Raw genomic sequence first — 25,554 nt, 5'->3', positions numbered from 1 at the left:
GTCTGGGCCTAACTTCGATATCATCAAACCAAATAATAAACTGTTATCAGCTGAGTTGATTGTAGGTGTTTCACAACAGTCTTGCAGCGAAGAAGTGGGAGGTCAAAATGAAAGGATATGAAAAATTTACAGATCAGGATCTGTGGAAATTAATTAAGCAAGATGATGTTAATGCATTTAATCAACTGTATCAAAAATTCTGGTCGAAAATGTTCAGTACAGCATTTTCATACATTAAGGATCGCGAGCTTTGCATAGAGGTAACCAATGATATCTTCTTAAACATCTGGACCAAACGCCATGAGCTTCAAATTGAATCTTTTAGCGCATATCTTACTGCTTCTACAAGATATCACATTTATAGAAAATTGAAAACACTCAGAAAGACTCCGATTGACCTTATTGAAGATTATGAAACCGTTGTACATCAAACAAGTACTTTAAATGATGGAGAAAGTAAACTCAATTGTACAGAACTAAAATTGAAAGCTGAAGCACATTTAATGTCGCTTCCGAATCGTTGCCGGGAAATCTTTATGATGAGCAGAAATGAATTTATTCCGAATCAGGAAATTGCTAATCATTTCAATATCTCTAAGCGAACTGTTGAAAACCAAATTACTATTGCATTGAGACACCTGAGGATGTGCCTTAAGATGGCTGTTTAATCTGATTTTTTGATTCGCTTAATTTTGATCTTTTTAGTTATACTTTGAATAATCTTATCGCGAACTTCCTGTCTGGTTCCCATAATTTTGGATTTCCAGGGATAGTCTTTTAACTCAAAGTCTATGTCCTTACCTAATATGGCAACCATATCCGGTTCGGATAAAGTGCCTTCCAGATATTGCTCAAATAGTATGATGAATTCTTCCTGCGTCATTACATTTTTAGAGCGCTTTCCGAATCAACACACACATGATTTTTCTTATGTCTTATTTTTTTTACAAAGCCTAAGCAATATTTTAGTCAAATCAGCTATTAGAAACCAATGATTAAGGTTTAGGATAAATCATAATTTACCTTGGGTAACGATCAATTGCACAAGATTCTGTAACTTTCCTGCATCTCAAAATATAACTAATGGAAGAAATCAGGTGGGGAATTATCGGATGCGGTGACGTAACAGAAGTAAAAAGCGGACCAGCGTTTAACAAGTTGCCTAATTCAAAGCTGGTAGCTGTAATGCGCAGAGATGCAGAGAAGGCGGCTGATTATGCTAAACGTCATAACGTACCCAAGTGGTATGATAATGCAACAGCGTTGATAAATGATCCGGAAATCAATGCGATTTACATTGCCACACCTCCTCTGCAGCACGAGGCTTATACCCTTGAGGCCTTGGCGGCTGGCAAACCTGTGTATGTAGAAAAACCCATGACCTTAAATGCTGCTTCTGCCCAGCGTATGATTGATGCTGCACTAAAGCATGATGTTAAACTGGTAGTGGCACATTACAGGAGAGCGCAACCCATGTTTCTCGAGGTAAAAAGGCTTTTAACAGGAAATAGTATTGGTGATGTTCGTTTTGTAGGTTTAAAAATGCTCCAGCCGATAAATCCTAAACTCGTGGCGCAAACTGCCCAAAACTGGCGAATGGATCCTGCTATCTCTGGTGGTGGCTTGTTTCATGACCTCGCACCTCACCAACTCGATCTGATGAGTTATTATTTTGGAGCCGTCCAAAACGCCATGGGGATAGCAACGAGACAACAGAAAAACACCCATGTTGATGATCTGGTAGTTGGACAAATATTATTTAAGAATGGCGTTGTTTTTAATGGGACATGGTGCTTTAGTGTTTCAAGCTCAGATCAAGCTGATATTTGTGAGATTTACGGTTCAAAGGGAAAAATCAGCTTTCCAATGTTTGGACATAAAATTGAGTTGAAACATGAAACCAAAACTCAGACAATAAACTTTGAACCCCTTGATCATGTACAACAACCTATGATAGAACAGGTTGTGAAATATTTCCTCGGCCAGGCGGAAAATCCCTGTAGTGGTGAAGAGGCTTTAATTACAATGGAAGTAATGGATGCCTTTACGGGTAATTTTTAAGGATAAGCAAACATTGATTGTTTCCATGGCAAATCAACATATGAGCAGGTTAGCCACTTAGCCACATAACCAGCAACACATCGGGTGAGTTGGTTAGGCGCTTAGACCCATAACCCGCAACACGTTACCAACAACACATATGGGGTGAGTTGGTTAGGCGTTTAGCCCCATAACCTGCAACACGTAACTCTCAACACATATGGGGTGAGTTGGTTAGGCGTTTAGACCCATAACCCGCAACACGTAACCAACAACACTTTTAATCCAGCCTATTTCCCACTCTCCACTCCCTTTGCTGTGTTTCCGTGGCAAAGGTTAAGCTTAATCCTGCAACAGTCCTCAAACATTTCTTTACCATTACGGTTATAATATCCAGCAATAATAAGCACCATATGCAAGAACAACTGGATTGGACCAAAATGTTGGTCGGAGAAGAAGAATGGGTATACCTAATTGAGGTCGTAGTAAGAACAGCTATCATGTATATCATTATCTTGCTTGGCTTACGACTGCTTGGCAAGCGTGGCGTTGCCCAACTTTCAGTGTTTGAAATGGTAGTGATCATTTCTTTAGGTTCAGCTGCCGGAGATCCAATGTTTTACAAGGAAGTAGGCTTAATGGTACCCATTGCTGTATTTGCGGTAATTGTTGGTGCTTATCGTCTCACAACCTTCTTTATGGCAAAAAGTAAACGTTTTGACGATCTGGTAGAAGGAAAAGCAACCTATTTAATCGAAGATGGCGAATTTTCAATAGATGAATTTGGAAAAGAAGCTTTAGCGCAGGATGAATTTTTTGCCGAACTGAGATTACAAAGTGTATCACACCTTGGGCAAGTTAAAACTGCTATCCTCGAAACATCAGGTAACTTAAGTGTTTATTTTTATCCGGATAAAGAAGTACGATATGGTCTACCCATACTCCCAAAACCATATGAAGAATCGTTCGAAACCATACCATCCAAAGGAAAATATGCCTGTAATTTTTGTGGTAATGTAGAAGATCTTAAAGCACAACAATCCTGTGAATGCCCAAAATGCAGTCACAAACACTGGGTAATTGCAATCAATGAAATTCGTTTACGATAAATATAATTAGGATAATTTAGATCCAGCTGTAATTTCATAGGGTTCTTTGCCGGGTTCAAATATTCTTGTTAATTCTGTTCCTTCAACCGTTATCAAATCGGCTACTCTTCTGATCCAGTTTCCTTCTCTTAGTCCAATTACTGGAATATCATTCTGTGTTAAAAATTCCTGGATTCTGGTTTCCCTGGTTTCGCCGTTATGCTTTAACTCCGGATTGGGATCAAGATAATGTGGGTTTAGATTAAAAGGGACTAAACCCATACAATCAAAACTTGATGGGTAAACAATAGGCATATCGTTGGTTGTTTTCATATTGAGCCCAGCAATGTTGCTACCTGCACTACAGCCCAGATAAGGTTTACCTTGGCCTATATTTTCCTTCAATAACCACATCAGTCCTTCTTCGTGTAAGGTCTTCACCAGCAAGAAGGTATTCCCTCCTCCTGTAAAGAAAGCCTTTGCCTTTTTAATGGCCATTTTCTTATCTTCAAATTCATGGAGCCCTGCAACTTTAATATCCAGCTGAGCAAAAAAATCTTTAGCCTTTTGTGTGTAAGCTTCGTGTGAAACCCCTCCAGGACGAGCAAAGGGGATAAACATAATTTCATCAATGTTTTGATATAGTTTTATGATTTCTTCTTTAAGATATTCGAGATAGTTTCCTCCGAATAAGGTGGATGTAGATGCAAGAATAATATTCATGGTATTGAATTATGAACGTCAAAGATAATTTTTTCTGTTGTATGACATGCTGTTTTAAATAGATTTTTCATGTGCATTTCAGCCAAGAGTTGCTAGTTCCTGTACATTTCTCTTTTAGCACTCTAATAAACTATAATTAAATGATTACCAATGCAATACAATCTTAATTAAATCAAATTTGAATTAAAATTTTTTAATTCAAATAAATAAACGTTAATTAGACATTTATTTATTGTTATGAGCACAGCAAACTATGTAATTGGCGTGGATTACGGGACGGATTCTGTTCGATCGGTTCTGGTAGATACCGCAAACGGAAAAGAGATTTCGGCTTCAGTTTTCCTTTATCCCAGATGGCAGAAAGGTTTATATTGTAAACCTTCCATCAATCAGTTCAGGCAACATCCTTTAGATTATATTGAGGGTTTAGAACACACCATTAAAGATTGCTTAGCAAAAGCAGGCGGACAGGAAATTGCGCATTTGGTAAAAGGCATTTCCATAGATACCACAGGCTCGAGCCCTGTGGCGGTAGATGAGAAAGGTATCCCCCTTGCACTAACACCAGGTTTTGAAGAAAACCCGAACGCTATGTTTGTGCTTTGGAAAGATCATACAGCCGTTAAAGAAGCTGCAGAAATCAATGAACATGCTACAAAATTCAGTACCAACTATCTAAAATATGTGGGCGGTATTTATTCTTCAGAATGGTTTTGGTCTAAACTACTTCGCATATTAAGAGTAGATTCTTCGATCAAAAAAGCAGCTAAATCATGGGTTGAACATTGTGATTGGATTCCCTTCTTATTGTGTGGCGGTAAAGATGCTAAAGAAATCAAACGCAGTCGTTGCGCTGCCGGACATAAAGCCCTTTGGGCTGAAGAGTTTGATGGTTTACCACCGGAAGAATTTTTCAGCAGTTTAGATCCCCTTTTAACTGGATTCAGATCATTACTATTTAAAGATACTTACACTTCGGATGTTTCGGCAGGAACACTAAGCAGTGAATGGGCTGAGCGATTAGGCTTAGATACCAGTGTTGCTATAGGCGTTGGTGCATTTGATGCCCACATGGGTGCCGTTGGTGGTCAAATTGAACCTTACTTTTTAAGTAAAGTAATGGGTACCAGCACATGCGATATTTTGGTTGCACCTAATCAGGATATGGATGGAAAATTAATTAGTGGAATCTGTGGACAGGTTAACGGATCTGTTATCCCAGGTATGGCTGGTTTAGAAGCCGGACAATCGGCTTTTGGTGATGTTTATGCCTGGTTTAAAAATTTAATTAGCTGGCCATTAAACAATTTACTTACTGAATCAGCACTTATTGATGAAGCAACTGCAGTTGCGCTTAAAGCGGAATTAGAACATAAAATTATTGCCAATTTAAGTAAACAGGCATCCGAATTACCTGATGAAGACTATGCCGAACTGGCTATAGACTGGTTGAATGGAAGAAGAACTCCAGATGCCAATCAGGAACTTAAAGGTGGCATTACCGGACTCAGCCTGGGTACAGATGCACCTAGATTTTTCCGTGCTTTAGCAGAAGCCACCTGTTTCGGTGCTAAAAGCATTGTTGATCGTTTTAAAGAAGAGGGCGTTCCTGTAAAAGGAATTATTGGCATTGGTGGGGTAGCAAAAAAATCAGCTTATATCATGCAAATGATGGCCGATATATTGGAAATGCCGATTAGGATTCACCGTTTCGAACATACTTGTGCACTCGGTGCGGCCATGTTTGCTTCTGTGGTTGCCGGCATCCATCCTACAGTAGAAGCCGCTATGGCAGCTATGGGAACAGGCTTCGAAAAAGAGTACCAGCCAAACCTGAAGAAAAGAAAAATGTACCGGGAGCACTATCACAAATACCAAAGTTTAGGGCGTTACCTGGAAAGACACAATAACAAGGAATATCAACCTTATTTAGCATGAGCAAGTATCAAACCATAAAAGAACAAGCTTACGAAGCCAATATGCAGTTACCCAAGTTAAATCTGGTACTGTTTACTTTTGGAAATGTTAGCGCCGCAGATAGAGAACAAGGTGTATTTGCGATTAAACCGAGCGGTGTACCTTATGAGCAACTGAGTGTGGATAAAATGGTGATCGTTGACTTTGACGGAAACACTGTTGAAGGCAGCTTAAGACCCTCATCAGATACGCAAACGCATGCTGTATTGTACAAACACTGGTCGGACATTAGCGGAATTGTACATACGCACTCTACCTATGCAACTGCCTGGGCACAAGCACAAACAGCCATTCCTATTTTTGGCACCACCCATGCAGATCATTTAACAGTGGATATCCCCTGTGCCCCACCAATGGCTGATGAAATGATCAAAGGAAATTATGAGTATGAAACCGGATTTCAAATCATTAACCACTTTGCCGAACTGGGTTTAAGCCATAAAGAAGTAGAAATGATTTTAGTCGGTAATCATGCCCCTTTTACCTGGGGTAAAACAGCCGAAAAAGCGGTTTACAACAGCGCCGTATTGGAAGCTGTGGCACAAATGGCTTTACTAACCAGGCAAATTAATCCGCAGGCACCAAAATTAAAAGACTCATTAATACAAAAGCATTTTGAGCGTAAACATGGTGCCGGAGCATATTATGGGCAAGAATAAAGGAGGGGATTGGTGACTTGGTGAAAGGTTGAATTGCTTAACTGAACGTAAGTTTATCATCAATTAAATAGTTAACCAACTAAACGATTAAACCACACCTAAACAATTAGACGATTAACCGACTAAACAATAATCAAGCGATTAAACAACAAAAAACATGATAGATTTAAAAAAATTACAAGTTTGGTTCATCACAGGAACTCAACATTTATACGGAGAAGAAACCTTAAAACAAGTAGCAGATCACGCACAACAAGTTGCAGATGCACTAAATATCAATAAAAATATATCTGTTTCTGTGGTTTACAAACCTATTGTTAAAACTACTGAAGAGATTTTTGAAACTTTACAACAAGCCAATATCGATAAAAACTGTATTGGTGTGATTACCTGGATGCATACCTTCTCTCCTGCTAAAATGTGGATCAGGGGTTTGAATGTTTTACAAAAACCATTACTTCATTTACATACTCAGTTTAACCGAGATATTCCATGGAACTCTATTGATATGGATTTCATGAACTTAAACCAAAGTGCACACGGTGACCGCGAATTTGGCTTTATGGTTTCGCGCATGCGTAAAGACCGTAAGGTAGTGGTTGGGCACTGGCAAGAGGAAGAAGTGGCCAGGCAAATTGATACCTGGGCCAGGGCTGCTGCAGGCTGGCACGATTGGCAAGGTGCTAAATTCGCCCGCTTTGGCGATAACATGCGTTATGTAGCTGTAACTGATGGTGATAAAGTAGAAGCTGAATTAAAATTCGGTTTTTCGGTAAATACTTATGGAATTGGTGATTTAGTTGCTGTGATCAATGCTGTTAGCGAAGAGTCAATCCAAACTTTGCTAAAGGAATATGAAGAAACTTATGACATGGCTGATGATTTACGTGCAGGTGGTGCCCGACATTCATCGGTATACGAAGCTGCTAAAATTGAGTTAGGTTTAAGAAAATTCCTGGAAGACGGTAATTTCAAAGGCTTCTCAGATACTTTTGAAGATTTACATGGTATGATTCAATTACCAGGAATTGCAGCGCAGCGCCTGATGGCTGATGGTTATGGTTTTGCTGGTGAAGGCGACTGGAAAACAGCGGCCCTGGTACGTGCTTGCAAAGTAATGGGCGCTGGCTTACCTGGTGGAAATGCGTTTATGGAAGATTATACTTACCATTTCGATCCAGCAAATGCAATGGTTTTAGGTTCGCACATGCTTGAAGTGGATGCATCGTTAGCTAAAGGTAAAGCCAGTTTAGAGGTTCATCCTTTGGGTATTGGCGGCAAGGCAGATCCTGCCCGTTTGGTATTTAATGTAGGCAGCGGAGATGCATTGAATGCTTCTTTAATTGATATGGGTAACCGTTTCCGTTTATTGGTGAATGAAGTTACTGCTGTTGAAGCTGAACATGATCTTCCAAATTTACCGGTAGCACGCGTATTATGGAAACCACTTCCTGATATGAAAACGGGATGTGCAGCCTGGATTTATGCTGGTGGTGCACACCACACGGCTTACAGTCAGAATTTAACTACCGAGCACTTGCTTGATTTTGCGAACATCGCTGGTTTAGAATACATCAACATCGGTGCAGATACGAAAATTAACCAGTTCAGAAATGAACTGCAATGGAACGAAGTGTTCTATAAGTAATATTTATCCGAAGTCTCTTTTGGCCATTAGCCGGAGAGACTTCGGATTTTTTTTATCCCAGCTTAACCATTGCTTTGATCACACCATTTTTAGGGTTTAACCAAGAATCAAAGTTGTCTTTTACTTCTTCAAAAGCTACCTGGTGCGTGATGTAATTAGTTGGATTAACCAATCCGGCTTTCATCGATCTAATCACATGTTCAAAATCTTCAATGGTGGCATTCCTGCTACTCATTAATGTTGATTCTCTTTTATGAAATTCCGGGTGGTTAAAGATCAAATCTCCTTTTTGCAGGCCAATCAATACGAACCTGGCACCATGAGCCATATAATTGATGGCATTGTTAATCGCCTTTTGATTACCTGTCGCATCTATCACCACTGTAGGCATATCTCCATTCGTAATGTCACTCAACTGCTGCGTTACATCAGCCGAAAGTGCATTAATGGTATGTGCAACGCCTAATTTTTCTTTACAAAATGCAAGTCTGTCCTCATTGATGTCTAAAGCGATCACATTTGCGCCCGCTATTCTGGCAAACTCCATGGTACCTAAACCAATCGGACCAGCACCAATAACCAATACAAATTCACCTGACTGCACCTCTGCCCTGCGAACACCATGGGCACCAATTGCCAGGGGTTCTACCAAAGCTAATTCATCATAACTCAGATCTTCTCCATGTAATAAAGTTCGTGAAGGAACAGCAAGATATTCACGCATGCCTCCATCTACATGAACACCACAAACCTGCATTTTAACACAACAGTTAGGTTTGTTCATTCGGCAGGCAATACATTCTCCGCAGTTAAAGTAAGGAATAAAAGTTACCTTCTCGCCTACCTTAAAGTCATCGTTCCCATCAACTTCAACTAGCTCACCAGATAACTCATGCCCCAGAACGCGTGGATAATTGAAAAATGGTTGCGTTCCTTCAAAAGCATGTAAATCGGTGCCACAGATGCCTATTCGTTTTATTTTGATGATGGCCTGGCCTTTTTGTAATGTGGGTTTATTTGTATCGGAATATTCGAATGTACCAGGGGTGGTACAGGTTAGGGTTTTCATGTGTATATTGTTAATTGGTGAGTTGGTGAGTTGTTTATTTGGTGAATAGCTGAACTGTCTAACTGTCTAATTGTTTAATCGGTTAACTGAAAACTGAGAATTGCCAACTGAAAACTGTCTAATTGTTTAATCGGTTAACTGAAAACTGCCAACTGAAAACTGAGAATTGCCAACTGAAAACTGACTAAGCGTTTGCCAGGGCTCTGTCTAAATGTACATAGCCACCATCTACATGGATGATTTGTCCGGTAGTGTGACTGGAGGCCCCTGACATTAGAAATGCCGTCATATTAGCGATCTCAGTGGCCGTAGTCATTCTATTTTCCAGTGGAATCTTAGCGGTTATCTCTTCTAGTTTTTCCTGCGCATTGTCAAGCGTTTCAATCCAGGTTTCATAAGCTGGTGTCCAGCATTCTGCCACCACCACGGCGTTTACACGAATACCATATTTTAGCAATTCTACCGCCCACTCTCTGGTTAGGGCGTTTCTACCACCATTGGCAGCTGCGTAAGCCGATGTATTTCCTTGTCCGGTTTCAGCTGTTTTAGAGGTAATATTTACAATGGCACCTTTGCTTTTAATCAATTCGGGAAGAGCATAATGTGCCATCAAATAATAGTGTACCACATTTTTATGTAATGAAGCCATGAAATCTTTATAATTACCACCTTCCAAACCTACTCCATCATTCACTCCTGCATTGTTAACCAAGCCATCTATTTTTCCAAATTTTGCCACTATTTCTTTTACCACTGCTTCACAATCTTCAGGATTTGCCAATTCTGCTACAAACTGAGCGGCCTGCCCCCCCTTTGCTGCAATCTCATCTACTACCTTCTGATTATCAACAGCCTTTCTTCCGACAATTACAGCAATAGCCTGTTCCCTGGCAAAAACTTCGGCAATACCTTTACCAATTCCTTTTGCTCCACCCGTGATCACAATGATCTTATCTTTTAGTTGTAAATCCATGTATTTATGTGTTTATTTCTTAAGGTTAACTCTAATTTATTCTTGTTATTTGTTTGCTGTTACTGGAGAATCATATTCAGAATATCTGCTTTTCTCCATTCCGGAATAATTTTTAAATCAGTCAACTTTCCATTCTTCAGCACGCCCTCAACCGTAGTCTGGTATGGTGCATGCAGTTTAAAATGCACATCCCAATCTTTAGGCCAGGCGGGAAACAATATGATTTTTTTTCCATCACACTGCATTAACATTTCCTGTAAGCCAATCATTCCTGAGCCTCCCCAGTTATGGTCGGGTGTCCAATCATATCCAGGACCCCAAAATGCCGGAAACCTTCTGCCCGAATTTTTTAGCTTTAAGGTTGTAAGACGGGCGGCTTCTTCAGTTAAACCCAATCTGGCAGCAAAGATATTATCTTGTTTCCATCCGATGTGGCTTCTAAACTTCAGAACATCCGAATCATACCAATAGGTATTCCTTGCTGTATCAAGACCAGGTTTACCCATGCCGTATATCCCCCATGGGAAAACCGGATATAATTGAGGACTTTCTGTATTGTTTATTCTTTCCCAAAGTTTCGCAGGTGAAATGGTGGTTTTACCTGCAAATTCACGAAAGCTTATCGGAGGAATTGTATTGAGCATATCTTGCCAGGCTTTTTTCTGTGTTGTAGTCGCTGATTTTAGCTCCAGCAATCGCTCTAAAACCGTTTTAAGCCCTGCAATTGTGGAAGTAGCATTATACGCCATTTTATAAGTTTCTGCTGCCGAGCCAGGATATAAAACCAAATGACCATTTGCATCCAGCGCCTTTGCACCTCTTTGTTTGGCTAAATAATGATAGTGTTCTTTAAAAAAGGTTAAGCTACTCTCTATAAGCGGCATATAGGTTTGAATGTTCTGTCCATTGTAGCGTTCCGTTTCCAGAATCATCATGCAAAACTCGAGGATCGTATCCCATTCATATTCCAGCCAGGCATTGTATTCCATGCCCTGGTTATAGCCAGCCGGTCTCTTCCAGCCATATTCTGCGGGATTAGGCAATCCAAAATTCTCTATCTGTTCAGAGAAACTTGCTCCCTGATGGTTCCATGCCGCTTCGGTACGCAATTCTGCATTTTTTAAGATGTTTAGATAGAAATCGAACTGTGGTTTCATCATTTCGAAATCACCGGTTTTGAGCATGGGCCAGTAAACCAACCTTTGATTTTGGGCGGTGTGGGTTCCTCCGCCCCAATTTCTAAAGTCAGGTGTGTACTTTAAGGCAGTATCAGTTAGTTGGGGATCGAATGTGAAAAGGCCTCCATTAAACTTAGTTGGCGATGATCCATAAGCATTACAGCCCAGCATGTATCGAAACAGCTGATAATTTTTACTCAGCTGATTTACATTCGAGTCTGGCGAATTAATGTAAATAAAGCTTCTGTTCCAGTAATGGTTCCACCAGTTTTTTGTTGCAGCAAATGATTGCCCGGCATCGTATTGCTCAAGTGCATTTGCCGTTTTGTTGTCCTGGCCATTTAAAAGAACCGAGATTTGATGGACTTTGGAAGCTTTTTTGCTTTTAAGAACCCAGGCTTTAAAAGGTGTACTTAAATACTGCCCTATGTAGGTTCCGGCAGCCACCAAGCCTTTACCTTGCATCACTCCACCAAACTTTAGTTTTTTTAAGGGATTGTATAAACGGGTTTTATAACTTTCAAGCCCCTGCTGCTTAACCACTACATCAAACACAGTTTCTGCTTTATTTTCATGAATAAATTCAATCTGGTTACCTTTAAAAGCGACATCATCTTTAGCTGTCTTCACTAGCCCCTGAGGCGCCCATTTGTAAGAATTCTGATTATTTTCTTTGCCCTTTGTAATTCTATCTTCGTAACGCCAGCTTTCATAACTTGCTTCTGCAATGATATTTTGATTAGCTTTAACATCCAGATTAACAATAGGCTTAAACACATCTACCCAAACTTTAACTTGAGCATTTAATTTACCATCAGTGCCCAATATCTGCACATATCCGTCTTTTAGTAACAGCTCCTGTTTAAAAGTGCTGCCAGTGAATGGATTTGGTGTTAGTTTCAGTTTTACCCTGCCCAGCTTCAGTAAGGTGTTGTTCTCATCAAACGTTCCGCTACGTGACAAATAAAGATAAACCTCTCCTTTTTCTACCCATACATTCAGGCCAACATCTCCTCCGCCAACAGGCATAGATTCTGCTGAATTATTACTCTGGCTTGTCCAGACCACATTGTTCTTTGCTATTTCCTGCTGGGCATGAGCAATCTGTGAATCACAAAGACACAAAAATGCAGAGCCTATGAAGTACAATAGCCAATTGGCTTTATAAACCTTCCTTCGTACCGTACTTTGTATGCTGTTGATCACCTTCATCTTAATCTTCTACCAATTATCTGTTCTAAACGAAGAAACAGGCAATCCATCATTGCCAAACAAATCGCCGACTACAAAATCTTTGAATGCATAACGCACTGCTACTGGGTTTTTCACTTCATCAGCAGAGACAGTTACACTGCTACCTGTAATTTTTGCCTTTGCAGGATAAAACTTCTTGTCTGCGCCTGCAATTTCAAACAAACTGAGTTCTTTTCCAAATGAAGTTAATCCATTGGGTACATTTTGAAATTTTAGCACCGCTTTATCTTTTTCAATGGTAAGCGACTGATAATCCGGACTGGCATACCCAAAGCCTTTTAACCCATAAGTTTGGGCTAAAGCAAGGTAGGCCAATCGTTGTCCACCTTGCTTTTTATTTGCCGGGTGAATGGATTTTTCTTCGCCAATATCCATCAAAACAGCCATTCCGCTATTTGGGATCTTTGTTAAAGATTTGCGTTGGGCCTCTCTTAATAAGGCAGAATTATATTGTCCTTTGGCATTTTCTGGTAAGGCCGAATAGTTATAGGGTGCAATCTGGGCATAGTAAAATGGAAACTCCCCATTGTCCCATGCTTTTCTCCAGTTCGACACCATGGCTGGAAATAATTCTTCATAACGTTCCGGACGCGTATAATTAGATTCTCCCTGATACCAGATTGCTCCACGAATACCATAACCCATTACAGGATACAGCATGCCATTATAGAGCGTTGTAGGCGTTCGGCTTACTTCTTTAATGGTATCTGTCTTCGATGGAATTTTAGCCTCAGGAAAAGGTTTTAAATCATCCGGAGACATCCAGGCCTCTATTGAAGAACCTCCATAACTATCGTGAACCAAACCAATAGGTACGTTGAGCATTTCATTTAATAAAGAACCAAAATAATAGGCTGTTGCGCTGAAGTTAGCTACTGATTCCGGTCCTGCCAATTTCCATTCTGATGCTTTGCTGTTATCTTGTCTGGTTGTAACCGATGAACGGGGTACAGTATACAACCTGATGTTGGGATTTTTAGATCGTAAAATGGCTTCATTTGAACCGATAACAGGTTGGCTTTTAAAACCTTTCATGGGCATCTCCATATTAGATTGTCCACCACAAAACCAAACCTCACCAATCAGAATGTCTTTTAGTATTAAAACTTCCCCATCACTTAAGCTAATTTCAAAAGGTCCGCCAGCTACAGGGGTAATCAATTTAATTTTGAACTTTCCGCTCGCATCTGTTTGAGCAGTATAGGTCTTTTTATTCCAGGAAGTAACAATTTTTACACTTGCAGAGGGTTTGGCCCAACCCCATATAGCTACATTGCTTTGCTGCTGCAAAACCATATGATCGGTAAATATGGATGCAGGTTTAACTGTTGCATTTGCATGCAGTGTTAATGCCAATAAGCCTGAAAGTAGTATTGCTTTAAGCTTTATTCTTTTCATTTTCTTCTTCTTTTAACGCCTTTTTTCGCCAGTAATTAGCTAAAATAGAACCTGATATATTCATCCAGGGGCTAAAAACGGCTGCAGCCAAGCCCACTGTACCTAATTTACCCATCGAACCCGCTAAGCCCGAAGCCATTCCTCCATTTTGAAGGCCAACCTCAAAGGCAACTGTTCTTGATGATTTTTTGTCTAAACCAAAAAGTCGGCTCAGTATATATCCGAAAAAATAGCCTGCTCCGTTATGGATTACCGAGGCTAAGAACAATAAAAAACCGACTTTCAGCAGGTTATCTCTTCCGGCAGCGGTGGTTACTGTAGTAAAATATACGATCCCAAACATGGATACATAGGGCATGATGTCGTCTAGCTTTTTAATTTTTAGGGTGATGAGGTGATAGACTACCCCAACCAAAAACGCGCCTGTAAAAAAGCTGAAAATCTCTACAGAACCCATTGCTTCTTTTGATTCCAGTACGTGTTCTAATGCTTCCCATAAGCCTAATGACAGTGCAGTCAGCCATGCTAAGCAAAACAAACTAAGCCATTTAACAGTAGAAATCCCCTCAGGTTTTGCTCTTTTTAAATAATCATGTATCAAGGCTGCTCCAATAGGCACAATTACAATTTTGATGATTTCGAGCATCATGTTCACAAATTTGATCTCGATTAAGGTTCCTGCCAGTAATTTCATTAGCAAAGGGGTCATAAATGGTGCAATTAGCGTTGCAATCGCTGTTACGGCTACAGATAGCACCAAATTTGCCCGGGCGATGTATACCATTACATTAGAGGCTAAACCACTTGAACAAGAGCCAATTAAAATGATGCCAGCTGCAATTTCCGTTTCAAAATGGAATACTTTTACCAGGAGCAATCCCATTAAGGGCATTACCGAAAAATGGCAGAACAAACCGATGATTACCCCCTTGCCGCTACTGGCTAACCCTGCAAAATCTTTTAATCCCATCTGGATGCCCATGCCAAACATGACGAACTGAACAACGACTAAGATCAACCACTTATTTCTTAAATCGAAACTGCCCCATTTAAGGAAAGCAGCTGGATAAACCATTCCAGCTACTACGGCTGTGATGATCCAGGCGGTATATTGATAGTTCTTCAGGCTTTCTACCGCTCCGATCCCAATTGCCAAACCGAGCGCTAGCGTAACGGCTGCCGGTTGCCATTGAATGATAGCAGGTGCGATAATGCCTAAAATCAACGCCAGAAAAGCAAGCAGGCTAATGAGCAAGCAAAATTTACGGAAGCTATGCATATCAGTCTTTCAAAAGGTCCGCAATGTGCTTTATTGCCAGCGTTGGACTAGCCAGAATCGGAACTTTCTTTTCAGATTCCTGCAAATTATCTACCACCCTCGACATAGAAGCCTGGGCCAATACAATTACGTCAACCTGAGCAGATAGTTCAATTAAAGCTTTAGCTACCATCTCATCGTGTTTTGCTGGATTGCCACCCATTAATGCTTCGAAAGCACCTTCACACAATCTTGAGGTTAATTCTATCTCTTTACCTGCAAGCGCTGCACGGCGTTTTACTAAATCACTGGTTGGGCCTAATGTGGTGGGTAAAGTTGCAATAACACCAATTTTCTTACCGGTTTGAACGGCTAAATCGGCCATTGGCTGATCCACCCTTAAAACCGGCACGCCCGTCAATTCGGCTGATGCCTCAACGGCAGCGCCAATAGAGGAACAGGTTACCAAAACTAAATCTGCGCCTGCCAATTCTGCTGAGCCCACGTAATTGACCACTCTTCTGGAGGTTAACTTCGTTAACTCATTTTTGGCAATCACATCTTTAATCAAACTGTCATCAACGATGTTAAATACATTTACATTGGGTAAATATTCGGTACAAAGTTGTTGAAAAACAGGAACTAGAGTAGCTGATGTATGGACAAGTCCGAGTGTTTTAGCTTTCATATTTGTTTATATTAGGTTATGTAAGTTTTGGTTCTATATCATGTGCGGCCATGACGAAAAAATCATCTTTTCCAACTTGACCGCCTTTAAAAGTAATCTGCAACTGATCTACAGCTGATTTTGGGGCATAGGCTTTGCAAAGCGGTGATCCCGGGGAAAGTGGTGCGATCATTTCAACGGCTTCAATCCCCATTGCCCTGGCAGCATAACTCGAGGTATCTCCCCCTGCCACTACAATTCTTTTTAGTGTGGTATCTGCTGCCACCAGACGGGTAATTTCACCTAACAATGTGCCGTAAAATTTAGCTGTAGCAGATTTAGGCAAATTCTTTTCTCTGAATAACTTATCTGTTTCCATTACCCGTTCATCATCATTCCCAAGGCTGGTATGAACAATCACGCTTTGGCCCGATTGAATTCCTTTTATCACTTGCGAAGCATAATCAATTGCCACATTCTTCAGCAGACCAATATTTTCGGCCAAATCTGGCGATTCAATCAGCATGGCTAACTTAAATGTATCTATGGCTATACTGATAAAGTTATTTTTTTGTGCAAATTGAATTTGTTTAGCGGTTACTGCAGAACAACTGCCCGATATTACCAGTATAGGCTGCTCAACCTTCACCGATTTCCACTGTGGGGATGAGTTTAACCCGCCGCTTTCTTTCCAATGTGTTCCCAGAGCCATTTCTATTCCGGAAGAACCGGCAGAGAACAAAATCCTGTCTTCTGATGCCTGATTATCAATAATTTGACCGATTTCTTTTAAGTCACTTGGTTTTAAGGCATCAAAAAGCACGATATCCTCTTCAAATGCTAAATCTGTTGGGTTATCCTGATATTGATGCAGGCTTAAAATATTAAAAAGGCCTATACTTTTAGTAGTTTGCCTGGCCAAATGCAACCTGATATCACTTTCATCGGCAGGTGTTACCGGATGCTTACGCATAGAAGGATGCCGATCCAAACGATAAATATCACCGGCACTCCCGATACCCATTCGGGCAAACAGATTGCCAAAAAGCATGTACCTGCCTAAAGCAGGTGCAGCAACCAGGAGTGGAACAAATTTAGATTTGAACACGGCTGATCCAAGATCAATGGCTTTACCAATACTCCCAATTCCAGGCGAAGAGTCGAAAGTAGAGCAGACTTTATAGTGTACGTGTCTTGGCTGTAACCTAGCCAAATCATTAAATGCAGGTAATAAATGTGCGTCCATTTCTTCAGGCGACATTGTCCTGCTCATTCCTGCAACACCTATGGCTTGTAAATCCGGATAACTGGCCAATTGTTGTGGTGTTGGACATTCAATAAACAACATTGTTTTAATACCTGCATGGCTCAAAAATTCCAAGGCATCCGTTGATCCCGTAAAATCATCTCCATAATAGGCGATTAACAATCTGTTTGATGCGTTTTCCATTATTTATTTCCAAATAAGCGAACTGAATTGTTGAACTCCGGATATTTCGCAGCAATTTGCTCGATTGATAAGCCTGCAACAGCGCCTTCCCAAGCCTGTTGTAAAGCTAAAACCCCTCCTGCCGGGCCATCTGGATGCGCCATGATTCCACCTCCTGCCATGTAAAGTAAATCTACCGTTTTCGTTCTGCGATAGGTTTCTGGCGCCTGTCCACCCCATTGACCTGACGATACAACCGGCAAAACAGAATAGCCACCGAGTAAAGGTGTTAAGCAAGCTTCTATAGAGGTAACTACCGAGTCGTCTGATTCCCAGAATTTATTCTGAATACCGTTTACGTGGATCTGGTCCACACCTGCCAGACGCCACAATTTTTGATAGGCAGGAAACTCAATACCCAATAATGGGTGGCGATTTAGCATTCCCCAGCCATTTCGGTGGCCATGAATAGCCAATGCACCATTGTCACAAATCTTTTTCACCCCAGCCAGGCCAACGCTATTTAAGCTGATCATGGCACAAGTTCCACCCGCAGAAACTACCTTCTCATAATGGCGTTGCATTTGATCCAGCTCATCGCTGATATTAAAAGCATACATTACTTTTTTACCGGTAATATCTGCTTGCCTGTTAATCACTTCCATAATGGCGTCTACCCTCTTTTCAAACGGAGAATTAGCCGCCGAGCCCAGTAACTCATCATCCTTAATAAAATCGATTCCAGCTTCTGCCAGCGTTTTTACCAATGCTGCAGTTTGCTCAGGAGACATGCCAATGCTTGGCTTAATGATGGTGCCAATTAATGGTCTTCCATACACATTGGTTAACTTCCTGCAACCTTCGATACCAAATCTTGTGCCTTTGTAAGCGCTTGAATAAGAAGTAGGAAAATCTATATCCATTAATTTTAACCCCGTAAACTGGGTTAATTCATATAAATTTCCCTGCAAAGTGGAAATCAATACAGGAAGGTTATAGCCAAAATTTTCAATAGACCAGGATACTTTAATGGTTGCCCGCTGGTAGGTTCCGGGTTTTAGTTTTATACTCGGTATAGAGGGCTCGGTTGAAGCATCGAGCTTAACAATCGATTCAACTCTTGCCGCAAAGCGTGCTTTTAATTCTTGCGTCTCACCCGGAACAGCAATAAAGGTACCCGAAGACTGTTCACCGGCTAAAACCTGGGCAGCTTTTTCTAAATCAAGGGGTGTTTCTATGTAATATGTTGCAGTAATTCTTTCCATTTTTATCTACTTAAAGGGAGCCATACCGACATTTCTGAATGGCCTCTATTGCCCCAGGTAAAATATGGCACCAGCTTTATAGGTGTTGTTTCGTTATTTTTTGAGATTGGATGATAAAGCGTATTTGTCCAATCTGTTTTTTCTCTCAATTTGGCATTGCCTTCTAAACTCATAACGGCTGCACCACCAATTGTTGTCGGTATTGCTTTTAAAGCTATTGAAGATGGTATTACAGCGTTAAATATGCTTTTTCCTTCAAAATCTTTTGATTCTAAACAGTATACTACGGGGCCACGTTTAACCGCTACCTGATTTCTGTTTTCTTCCACCAAAGGATTGGATTCAATTAATTGCGCTTCCATAGGCAACACCAATTCAACTATATCTCCAGCTTTCCAGGTTCTGTTTACTGCCGCATATGTACCTGGTGAAGCCAGTGTTTCAAATGCCTTTCCGTTTACCATTATCTTGGCACCATTGGCCCATCCCGGAATTCGAAAATAAAGCCCATATGGTTTATTGCCCGTTTTGTTCAGGGTAACTTTAATGTTTCCATCCCAGGGATAATTGGTTTCCTGCTTTAAGCTGATAGCAGTTCCATCAGCTAATCTTGTACTTAAACTGTTTCCTCCATACAAATTGAAATACAATCCTTTATCTGAAACACTATACAAGTAGTTATTGAGTTCAGCTAGAGTGCGCACCACGTTTGGCGGGCAACAGTTAGACAACGCAATATAAGGTACCCGATCTTTTGACCAACGCTGTTTGAAAGGCAGATCGTTTGATTGTGCCAGCGGATTGGTGTATAAAAAGTTTTTTCCATCGAGGCTAATGCCAGACAAAACGCTGTTGAACAATGCGAGTTCCATTACATCCGCATATTTTGCATCGCTGGTGATCTGAAGCATGCGCCAGTTCCAGAGAACATTTCCAATGTTTGCACAGGTTTCGTTATGCGCAGTAAAATTGGGTAACTGATAGTCGCGGCCAAAAGCCTGGTGAATCTTTTGTACATCTGCAGGATTATAAGAGGTACCATCCGGAGATGTGCCATCATATAGTGAGCCCAATCCCCCGGTGATGTACATTTTATGGCTGCATACATCATTCCACATCAGGTTGAGTGAGTTCATTAGCGAATCGTTACCTGTTTCTGCGTAAAGATCGGCTACACCAGCATACAAGTAACTTGCCCTCACCGCATGCCCGGTTGCCTTTTTCTGTTGTAAAAATGGAATACGGTCCTGATTGTCATCTGTTCCGTCATCAATTTTACCTTTTATAGCGATAAGGTGTTTAGCCAATTCAAGGTACCTTGGGTCTTTAGTAGTTCTATACATCTCTACCACCCCCATGTAATGTGATGGACAAATGGCATTGCGTGCTAAAGTTGGTGAAGCCGTTTTATAGAAATTATACAAGTATTCTGTTGCCTTTTTGGCAATATCCAGCAGGCTTGTTTTTCCTGTTGCCCGATAATGAATGCATCCAGCAGTCATTAAATGACCAATGTTGTAGGCTTCAAAGCTTAGGCGATCCTGAAATTGATTATTTGCACCTGTTTTGCGTTGCTCAATCATTGCTTTTGTATAAATATAACCGTCAGCACGTTGAGATTTTCCTATTACTACAATGGCTTTATCCATCATCTGGAGTAACTTCGGATCCTTTGTAGAAGCGTACAAGCTTGCCACGGCCTCTAAGGTCTTATAATAATCTCCATCGTGAAAAGAAGGACCTGAATGTGATCCCGTGTCTAATCCGGCTGCTATTTCAAAGTTTTTGAAAGCATGACTGATTTTTGGATCATTATAAATGGCCCACATATTAGGCACCATGGTTTCTGTGGCGACCTTAAAACGATCTGCCCAAAAGCCTTTTGTCCAGGTAACATCTCCCATGTTGATGCTGTGCAATTTGGCATACGGCGAGCCTGAATTGTTAACCAAAGCTTTATCTTGTGCATTCACCTGAAATGCAAACAACCCGGCAGCTATAAATAAGCTTATTTTATATCTCTTCATATCTAATTCTCCTCTAACTGAATGCTTACCGGCCCAATTAATCCGGCAGGGTACAATGGTTTTCCAGCCAGCCTAAATGGTGCGGTAGTATTTGTAATTCTTTTATTTACAGGTAATTTACTATCGCCAATTAAACGATTTCCCCATGTATTGGTTATTTCAACAGTGATTTGGTTTTCTCCTTTTCTAAGTGCTTTACTCACCTCTAACCGATGTGGGGCAGTCCATAAGGTGCCGCAGTCTATTCCATTTAATTTTACACTGGCTATACTGGAGAATTCACCTAAATCAATCCATATTTTCCCTTCAATATTTTGGATATAGTTAAATGTCTTCGAATAAATGGCGGTGCCTGAGTAGTACTTCAACAAGGTGTCTGCATGTTTAGTCCAATCCTGCAGCTCATTAAAAACGACAGGCTTTGATGGTCCACCGTAGCTGTTATCAAATTTTACCTGCCAATCCTTCGAAAGATCTTGTGCCACTTTAAAATTTATCCAGTTATTTCCTGAATTGGATTGAGGAGATTTTGCCGGTCCATCAAACAAAATAAACAGCGATTGGTTGGGCGCTAATTTTAATTTAATGGTCGTTTTACCATTTGCGCTGCTCCAGGAATTTACTTTAATTGTATCATTAGACGAAGCGTCATAAATAGTTGGAATTCTATCTGTTATACGGAAGTTAAAATTCAACAACCGAACAGTATCTAACTGATTTGCTACAAAATAAATATCCTTATCGGAAGATTTTCTGTGCGTAAAAGCGACGTAGCTGGCATATGCTTTTCCTGCTCCCTCTGTAACAACAACATCTCTTTCTACGCCAAGTTCTGAAAAATCTTCCCCATAAAATGGTGCTTTATAAATGAAACCTGAACCTACTTTTTTAACGGAAATATTTCCTCCTTTGGTTGTTTTAGTATTAAACTTTCCTCCCCAGATTTCTTCGATGACTTTGTTGAACTCAAGCGAATTCACTTGTTTAATTCCCGATTGGAAGCTTGGTTTTTCGCCTACAATAACTTTAGCGCCCAGCTTAATCAGATCGGCTAGTTTCTTCACCGTTTCATAGCTGATATACTGGTAATTTGGATTTAAGCTCAATTCACCCGTAAAAACCAGTACTTTATAAGCTGTTCCACTTGCAAATACCACCTGACCATTCTTAACGGTTGCCGTACTTAAAACATCTGGATTGAAGGAGTCATAAGCATAGCCCCGCATTGGGTTCACCCAGTTTTCCGGATCGGCCATATTCGCCGAATGGGTAACACCAGCAGGAATCTGCCTTAAAGGTTCATCGACATTAGCCAGGCGTATCTGCTCAGCTTCCACAACCTCCTTTCCGAATATACCAGGCAAGGTTTGCACCAATCGATCGGGCAATACCGAGCGTCTGGGTAACTCTTCACCAGTGAAAACCGCAATGTCGGCTACAGGTTTACCTTGCTGTAAGAGGTTTTGGCTTCTTGTGGCATAATCTACCCAGGCTTTGCCTTGTTTCCACCAGGTTTGATCGCGTTGAAAATAAAGTCCAACCCCATCTAATGTCATTCCGGGTTTTCGATCCACCCAGGGATTATGCGTAAAAACATGGTAAACCAATTTATTCACGCCTAAGGCGTAGTTTCGGTCGAGCAAAGTCTTCATGTTGGCAGGGCTTTCATTCCAGTCCATACGAACGGTGGTAAAAGCTTCGGCCTGAATAATATTTTTACCATAAATATGCGCTGCTGAAATCGCATCGAGCATATCATTGGGTTTGTCATGTGTAGGGCTATTTAACCAGAACTCTCCCATGGGTACATCAACAGTTTTGTAATGCAGCAAGCCATCGCTCATCATGGTTGGCGCAACACTTTCGGCAGTAAACGTTAAGCCTTGCTCCTTTGCGAAATCTGCGAGTGTTTTGTAAAATTTATCAACAACAAGTTCAGCAATCGTTTTTCGTACATCATAAAGGAAGTTCTCAGAAACAGCTGCATTCTCAACAGGAAGGCCCGTCATGATGGGTAGATATGGCGTAATATCATATCCCCGGCGCTTCCGAAATTCTTCCTGAAATACTGGTGACCAGTTTTGGCTACCACATTCCCAACTGTCCATGTAAAAAACATTGAGCACTTTTTGGGCAATCTCCGGGCCAGCATGCTTTAAAGCTTCACCGTACCAATTTTTAATTTGAAGTTTCGCCGCAACAGGATTGAATTTGTCACATTCCAGGCCTTTGCCTCCTCCGCCCGTTGCATTGGTGTGTCCCGTAGAAGTATGGCCAACCCTTAGAATAGTCCAGTTTCCTGCCGGAGGAGTCCAGTTCAAAGTTCCATCAGCATTTAACTTTCCTGTGAGGTTGATTAGCTTATTTAATGGCACGCAAAGGTTTTTCGCAATTTCTCTGGAATTACTTCTTTTACTTACCCTCCATACTGAGCCATTTTTCCCTTCAAACTGATTAATTTTCGCTTCAGCAAATAGTTCAAGATTCAGCAATTTTAAGGAAGGCTTCCATTTCGCTGCATCGAGGTCTTCCGCACCAGGTTCAGAACCTTTCTTATCATAAATAAAGCGAAAATATTTTGCCGTAACAGGCACAATACTGTGTGTTACATCTTCATCTGTGTCCTGCCAGCCATGTCTGGGTGCTTCCAACCGGCCAATAGAACGGAAGGTTTTCCCATCATTGCTCACTTCAACGGCCAATCGTTGTGCCTGATAATTGTTACCACCAACCTTTATGCTGATACTTCGACAGGTAAAAGCTTTTTCAAATTCATATTGTATATAACAAGGTTGATTGGAGCCAAAACTCTGCTTATTGCCCGGCTTAATTAAACCGCTGGCATCTGCCCCATTACTGGCCGTAATTTTTGGGCTTACAGTTCTGGTCGATATCCCGGTTCCTATAGGAGCAGGATAGGCATATACAGCAATATCGTGATAATAATTCTCTTTAGATTCTGGTTGAGGTAATGTAATCTTACCCCTTGTTTTACTGATATTTAAAGCAGACCAAACTACTTTTTGCATAGAAAGTTCAGGAGTAATCCAGGGTCCGCCTGCGAGGGCAAAACCATCACTGATGTGCATACCCAGTTTTAAGTTGAGCCGTTTGGCTTCATTCATCGCAAACGTTACCATTTGCCACCATTCTGGAGTAAGTTGAACAGCAGGAGGCTGATAAAGTGGTGTTTGATCTGCCCTCTGAATGGTGACTAAATAAGCACCACCAATTCCATTAGCTTTCATGGCTTCTAAATCTGCTGTAATTCCGGCCTTTGAAACGCCTGCCTTCACCCAATACCACAATACCCAAGGCCGGGCGCTTTCATTTTGCTGAGCCATCGAAACTACAGGTAAGCAAATGCTTAACCCCAGTATAAAGCATAATAGGAAGGCAAACTTTAATTTTTTCATTTTTTCCCGGAGATTTTATATCCCTTTAAAGCGAAATAAAGTATAATCAGAAAACACACCAATGGAATACTATACCCTACCTGAATATCATCACCGTAGGCATCAATTAAGCTTCCCATACCAAAAGGTAAAATTGCTCCCCCAACAATCGACATAATTAGCCAGGATGATCCGGGTTTTGTATCATCACCAATCCCTTCAATTCCTAAGGCGAAGATGGTAGGAAACATAATCGACATGAAAAATCCGATTGCACCTAAAGCATAAACAACATAAGAGCCCTGGCCTAAAATGGCTACCAGGCACAATAAGGTAGAAATGATCGCATAGATTGCTAATAGCTTATGCGATGAGATCCATTGCAAAAGTGCCGTTCCGGCAAAACGGCCAGCTGTAAAGAGAAAGCCATACAACACTAAATAAGAAGCTGCTGTTTTCTCGTCAAATCCACCCCCCTGCTGTGCCATCCTGATAAAAAAGCTTGTTACACATACCTGAGCCCCAACATAAAAAAACTGTGCTATAACAGCCCAACGTAAATGCTTGTGACGCAGTGCGCCAAAAAAACTTCCTTTTGCCTCGCCATCAATACTTTTTGTTTTAATCTCAGGCAGGTGAATGAAATAGAATATTACTGCAATAACAATCAACACAATACCCAACGTGATATAAGGCGTTTTTACGGATGCTGCTTCTTCCAGGAAGTAGTTATTGCGGTTAACCTCGGTCATGGCGTCTAGCTCTGCCTGCGTATGTGATTTACCCGAAAGAATAAATAAGCCGCCAATTGCTGGTGCAACCATGGCCGCTAAGCCATTAAATGACGCAGCAAGGTTCAGTCTGCTTGTAGCCTTAGCCGGATCGCCCAGTACTGCCGCATATGGGTTTGCAGATGTTTCCAAAAGCGTTAGTCCACAGCCAATAATAAATAAGGCCACAAGGAATGTGAGGTAAGAGAGGGTGTTTGCAGCCGGAACAAATAGAAATGCACCAAATGCAAAAGCCAATAAGCCACAAATCATGGTTGCTTTATAACCCCATTTTTTTAAGATTATTCCGGCAGGAATAGCCATAAGGAAATAAGCAAAAAATACAGAAGTATCAATCAAAGTCGATTGTCTGTTATTCAAATTACATGCTTTTTTTAAATGTGGGATTAAAATAGAATCCAGGTTATGTGCCATTCCCCAAAGGAAAAACAAGCTTACAACAAGGATAAAAGGCAGAATATACTTCTTCCCTGATGCCGAATCTCCTTCGACTATAATTTCTGGCTGTGTTTCGTGGTTCATTATATTTGGTTTTTTTTAGTTCAATAGTTTATTAGGCATTGGTTCATTTTCGTGATTGGTATACCCACCAACCAGATTTAGTTATCGTCCTTCGACAGGCTCAGGATGACAAGCTTCAATAATCATCTTGTCAAAGCAGATTCTTCGTCCTCAGAGTGACAAGTTATTGTTCTACTGATTGGTATACCCACCA

At 40.9% G+C, this 25,554-nt stretch carries 19 protein-coding genes; 6 read left to right on the top strand and 13 right to left on the bottom strand.

Features of this window, described 5'->3' with window-relative positions; genetic code table 11:
- The first annotated feature begins 107 nt into the window (after positions 1-107).
- Complete coding sequence (locus tag ACQY77_RS01310; protein WP_421939793.1) at positions 108-668, top strand: RNA polymerase sigma factor; 561 nt, start codon at positions 108-110, stop codon at positions 666-668.
- On the opposite strand, the gene ACQY77_RS01305 is transcribed toward ACQY77_RS01310, so the two are convergent.
- The gene (locus tag ACQY77_RS01305; RefSeq protein ID WP_421939794.1) at positions 665-883 is read right to left on the bottom strand and encodes a hypothetical protein; all 219 of its coding nucleotides are present in this window, start codon (positions 881-883) and stop codon (positions 665-667) included. The two genes, ACQY77_RS01310 and ACQY77_RS01305, sit on opposite strands and share 4 nt — an antisense overlap.
- A 200-nt stretch (positions 884-1,083) precedes the next feature.
- Between ACQY77_RS01305 and ACQY77_RS01300 the strand changes: the two genes are divergently transcribed.
- Positions 1,084-2,061 carry a Gfo/Idh/MocA family protein gene (locus ACQY77_RS01300; protein ID WP_421939795.1) on the top strand — a complete coding sequence of 326 codons (978 nt, stop codon included), beginning with the start codon at positions 1,084-1,086 and terminating at the stop codon, positions 2,059-2,061.
- A gap of 392 nt (positions 2,062-2,453) precedes the next feature.
- Positions 2,454-3,149: a DUF421 domain-containing protein gene (locus ACQY77_RS01295; RefSeq protein ID WP_421939796.1), complete on the top strand. Its 696-nt coding sequence runs from the start codon at positions 2,454-2,456 to the stop codon at positions 3,147-3,149.
- A 6-nt stretch (positions 3,150-3,155) separates the two neighbouring features.
- On the opposite strand, the gene pepE is transcribed toward ACQY77_RS01295, so the two are convergent.
- Positions 3,156-3,851 carry a dipeptidase PepE gene (gene pepE, locus ACQY77_RS01290; RefSeq protein WP_421939797.1) on the bottom strand — a complete coding sequence of 232 codons (696 nt, stop codon included), beginning with the start codon at positions 3,849-3,851 and terminating at the stop codon, positions 3,156-3,158.
- A gap of 237 nt (positions 3,852-4,088) precedes the next feature.
- Here pepE and ACQY77_RS01285 point away from each other — a divergent pair, with 237 nt between their 5' ends.
- The 3 genes from ACQY77_RS01285 (at position 4,089) to araA (ending at position 8,135) form a co-directional block, all read left to right on the top strand.
- Positions 4,089-5,789, top strand: a complete 1,701-nt coding sequence (locus tag ACQY77_RS01285; RefSeq protein ID WP_421939798.1) for a ribulokinase — start codon at positions 4,089-4,091, stop codon at positions 5,787-5,789.
- Positions 5,786-6,487 carry an L-ribulose-5-phosphate 4-epimerase AraD gene (araD, locus tag ACQY77_RS01280; RefSeq protein ID WP_421939799.1) on the top strand — a complete coding sequence of 234 codons (702 nt, stop codon included), beginning with the start codon at positions 5,786-5,788 and terminating at the stop codon, positions 6,485-6,487. The genes ACQY77_RS01285 and araD overlap by 4 nt, the downstream gene beginning before the upstream one ends.
- A 157-nt stretch (positions 6,488-6,644) precedes the next feature.
- Entirely contained in the window at positions 6,645-8,135 is a 1,491-nt protein-coding gene (gene araA / locus ACQY77_RS01275) for an L-arabinose isomerase (protein WP_421939800.1), read from the top strand.
- A gap of 52 nt (positions 8,136-8,187) precedes the next feature.
- Here the strand turns inward: araA and ACQY77_RS01270 are convergent, their stop codons facing one another.
- The 11 genes from ACQY77_RS01270 to fucP all read right to left on the bottom strand — a co-directional run bounded on the left by ACQY77_RS01270 (position 8,188) and on the right by fucP (position 25,361).
- The gene (locus tag ACQY77_RS01270; protein WP_421939801.1) at positions 8,188-9,204 is read right to left on the bottom strand and encodes a zinc-binding alcohol dehydrogenase family protein; all 1,017 of its coding nucleotides are present in this window, start codon (positions 9,202-9,204) and stop codon (positions 8,188-8,190) included.
- Positions 9,205-9,388: 184 nt separating this feature from the next.
- Positions 9,389-10,177: an SDR family oxidoreductase gene (locus ACQY77_RS01265; protein WP_421939802.1), complete on the bottom strand. Its 789-nt coding sequence runs from the start codon at positions 10,175-10,177 to the stop codon at positions 9,389-9,391.
- Between the two features lie 59 nt (positions 10,178-10,236).
- Positions 10,237-12,567: a DUF5703 domain-containing protein gene (locus tag ACQY77_RS01260; protein ID WP_421939803.1), complete on the bottom strand. Its 2,331-nt coding sequence runs from the start codon at positions 12,565-12,567 to the stop codon at positions 10,237-10,239.
- Positions 12,568-12,576: 9 nt separating this feature from the next.
- The gene (locus ACQY77_RS01255) at positions 12,577-14,007 is read right to left on the bottom strand and encodes a sialate O-acetylesterase (protein ID WP_421939804.1); all 1,431 of its coding nucleotides are present in this window, start codon (positions 14,005-14,007) and stop codon (positions 12,577-12,579) included.
- Positions 13,988-15,286 carry a bile acid:sodium symporter family protein gene (locus ACQY77_RS01250; protein ID WP_421939805.1) on the bottom strand — a complete coding sequence of 433 codons (1,299 nt, stop codon included), beginning with the start codon at positions 15,284-15,286 and terminating at the stop codon, positions 13,988-13,990. Before ACQY77_RS01250 ends, ACQY77_RS01255 begins: the two co-directional genes overlap by 20 nt.
- A 1-nt stretch (position 15,287) precedes the next feature.
- On the bottom strand, positions 15,288-15,953 hold the full coding sequence (locus ACQY77_RS01245; RefSeq protein WP_421939806.1) for an aspartate/glutamate racemase family protein: 666 nt from the start codon (positions 15,951-15,953) through the stop codon (positions 15,288-15,290).
- Positions 15,954-15,969: 16 nt separating this feature from the next.
- Positions 15,970-17,382 carry a four-carbon acid sugar kinase family protein gene (locus tag ACQY77_RS01240; protein ID WP_421939807.1) on the bottom strand — a complete coding sequence of 471 codons (1,413 nt, stop codon included), beginning with the start codon at positions 17,380-17,382 and terminating at the stop codon, positions 15,970-15,972.
- On the bottom strand, positions 17,382-18,626 hold the full coding sequence (locus tag ACQY77_RS01235) for a ribulose-bisphosphate carboxylase large subunit family protein (protein WP_421939808.1): 1,245 nt from the start codon (positions 18,624-18,626) through the stop codon (positions 17,382-17,384). Before ACQY77_RS01235 ends, ACQY77_RS01240 begins: the two co-directional genes overlap by 1 nt.
- A gap of 2 nt (positions 18,627-18,628) precedes the next feature.
- Entirely contained in the window at positions 18,629-20,653 is a 2,025-nt protein-coding gene (locus ACQY77_RS01230) for an aceric acid hydrolase (RefSeq protein ID WP_421939809.1), read from the bottom strand.
- A 2-nt stretch (positions 20,654-20,655) separates the two neighbouring features.
- A complete protein-coding gene (locus ACQY77_RS01225; protein WP_421939810.1) occupies positions 20,656-24,069 on the bottom strand; it encodes a glycosyl hydrolase in 3,414 nt (1,137 codons plus the stop codon).
- On the bottom strand, positions 24,066-25,361 hold the full coding sequence (gene fucP, locus ACQY77_RS01220) for an L-fucose:H+ symporter permease (protein WP_421939811.1): 1,296 nt from the start codon (positions 25,359-25,361) through the stop codon (positions 24,066-24,068). Before fucP ends, ACQY77_RS01225 begins: the two co-directional genes overlap by 4 nt.
- Positions 25,362-25,554: the final 193 nt, after the last annotated feature.

It is taken from the genome of Pedobacter sp. (genome assembly GCF_965279535.1).
Classification (GTDB): domain Bacteria; phylum Bacteroidota; class Bacteroidia; order Sphingobacteriales; family Sphingobacteriaceae; genus Pedobacter.
The sequence above is the reverse complement of the archived record's forward strand: the minus strand, read 5'-3'. Positions and strand labels throughout refer to the sequence as shown.

Excerpts from the sequence above, each read along its gene's own strand:
- ACQY77_RS01310 (WP_421939793.1), top strand. The coding sequence starts at position 108 with ATGAAAGGATATGAAAAATTTACAGATCAGGATCTGTGGAAATTAATT.
- ACQY77_RS01305 (WP_421939794.1), bottom strand. The coding sequence starts at position 883 with ATGACGCAGGAAGAATTCATCATACTATTTGAGCAATATCTGGAAGGC.
- ACQY77_RS01300 (WP_421939795.1), top strand. The coding sequence starts at position 1,084 with ATGGAAGAAATCAGGTGGGGAATTATCGGATGCGGTGACGTAACAGAA.
- ACQY77_RS01295 (WP_421939796.1), top strand. The coding sequence starts at position 2,454 with ATGCAAGAACAACTGGATTGGACCAAAATGTTGGTCGGAGAAGAAGAA.
- pepE (WP_421939797.1), bottom strand. The coding sequence starts at position 3,851 with ATGAATATTATTCTTGCATCTACATCCACCTTATTCGGAGGAAACTAT.
- ACQY77_RS01285 (WP_421939798.1), top strand. The coding sequence starts at position 4,089 with ATGAGCACAGCAAACTATGTAATTGGCGTGGATTACGGGACGGATTCT.
- araD (WP_421939799.1), top strand. The coding sequence starts at position 5,786 with ATGAGCAAGTATCAAACCATAAAAGAACAAGCTTACGAAGCCAATATG.
- araA (WP_421939800.1), top strand. The coding sequence starts at position 6,645 with ATGATAGATTTAAAAAAATTACAAGTTTGGTTCATCACAGGAACTCAA.
- ACQY77_RS01270 (WP_421939801.1), bottom strand. The coding sequence starts at position 9,204 with ATGAAAACCCTAACCTGTACCACCCCTGGTACATTCGAATATTCCGAT.
- ACQY77_RS01265 (WP_421939802.1), bottom strand. The coding sequence starts at position 10,177 with ATGGATTTACAACTAAAAGATAAGATCATTGTGATCACGGGTGGAGCA.
- ACQY77_RS01260 (WP_421939803.1), bottom strand. The coding sequence starts at position 12,567 with ATGAAGGTGATCAACAGCATACAAAGTACGGTACGAAGGAAGGTTTAT.
- ACQY77_RS01255 (WP_421939804.1), bottom strand. The coding sequence starts at position 14,007 with ATGAAAAGAATAAAGCTTAAAGCAATACTACTTTCAGGCTTATTGGCA.
- ACQY77_RS01250 (WP_421939805.1), bottom strand. The coding sequence starts at position 15,286 with ATGCATAGCTTCCGTAAATTTTGCTTGCTCATTAGCCTGCTTGCTTTT.
- ACQY77_RS01245 (WP_421939806.1), bottom strand. The coding sequence starts at position 15,953 with ATGAAAGCTAAAACACTCGGACTTGTCCATACATCAGCTACTCTAGTT.
- ACQY77_RS01240 (WP_421939807.1), bottom strand. The coding sequence starts at position 17,382 with ATGGAAAACGCATCAAACAGATTGTTAATCGCCTATTATGGAGATGAT.
- ACQY77_RS01235 (WP_421939808.1), bottom strand. The coding sequence starts at position 18,626 with ATGGAAAGAATTACTGCAACATATTACATAGAAACACCCCTTGATTTA.
- ACQY77_RS01230 (WP_421939809.1), bottom strand. The coding sequence starts at position 20,653 with ATGAAGAGATATAAAATAAGCTTATTTATAGCTGCCGGGTTGTTTGCA.
- ACQY77_RS01225 (WP_421939810.1), bottom strand. The coding sequence starts at position 24,069 with ATGAAAAAATTAAAGTTTGCCTTCCTATTATGCTTTATACTGGGGTTA.
- fucP (WP_421939811.1), bottom strand. The coding sequence starts at position 25,361 with ATGAACCACGAAACACAGCCAGAAATTATAGTCGAAGGAGATTCGGCA.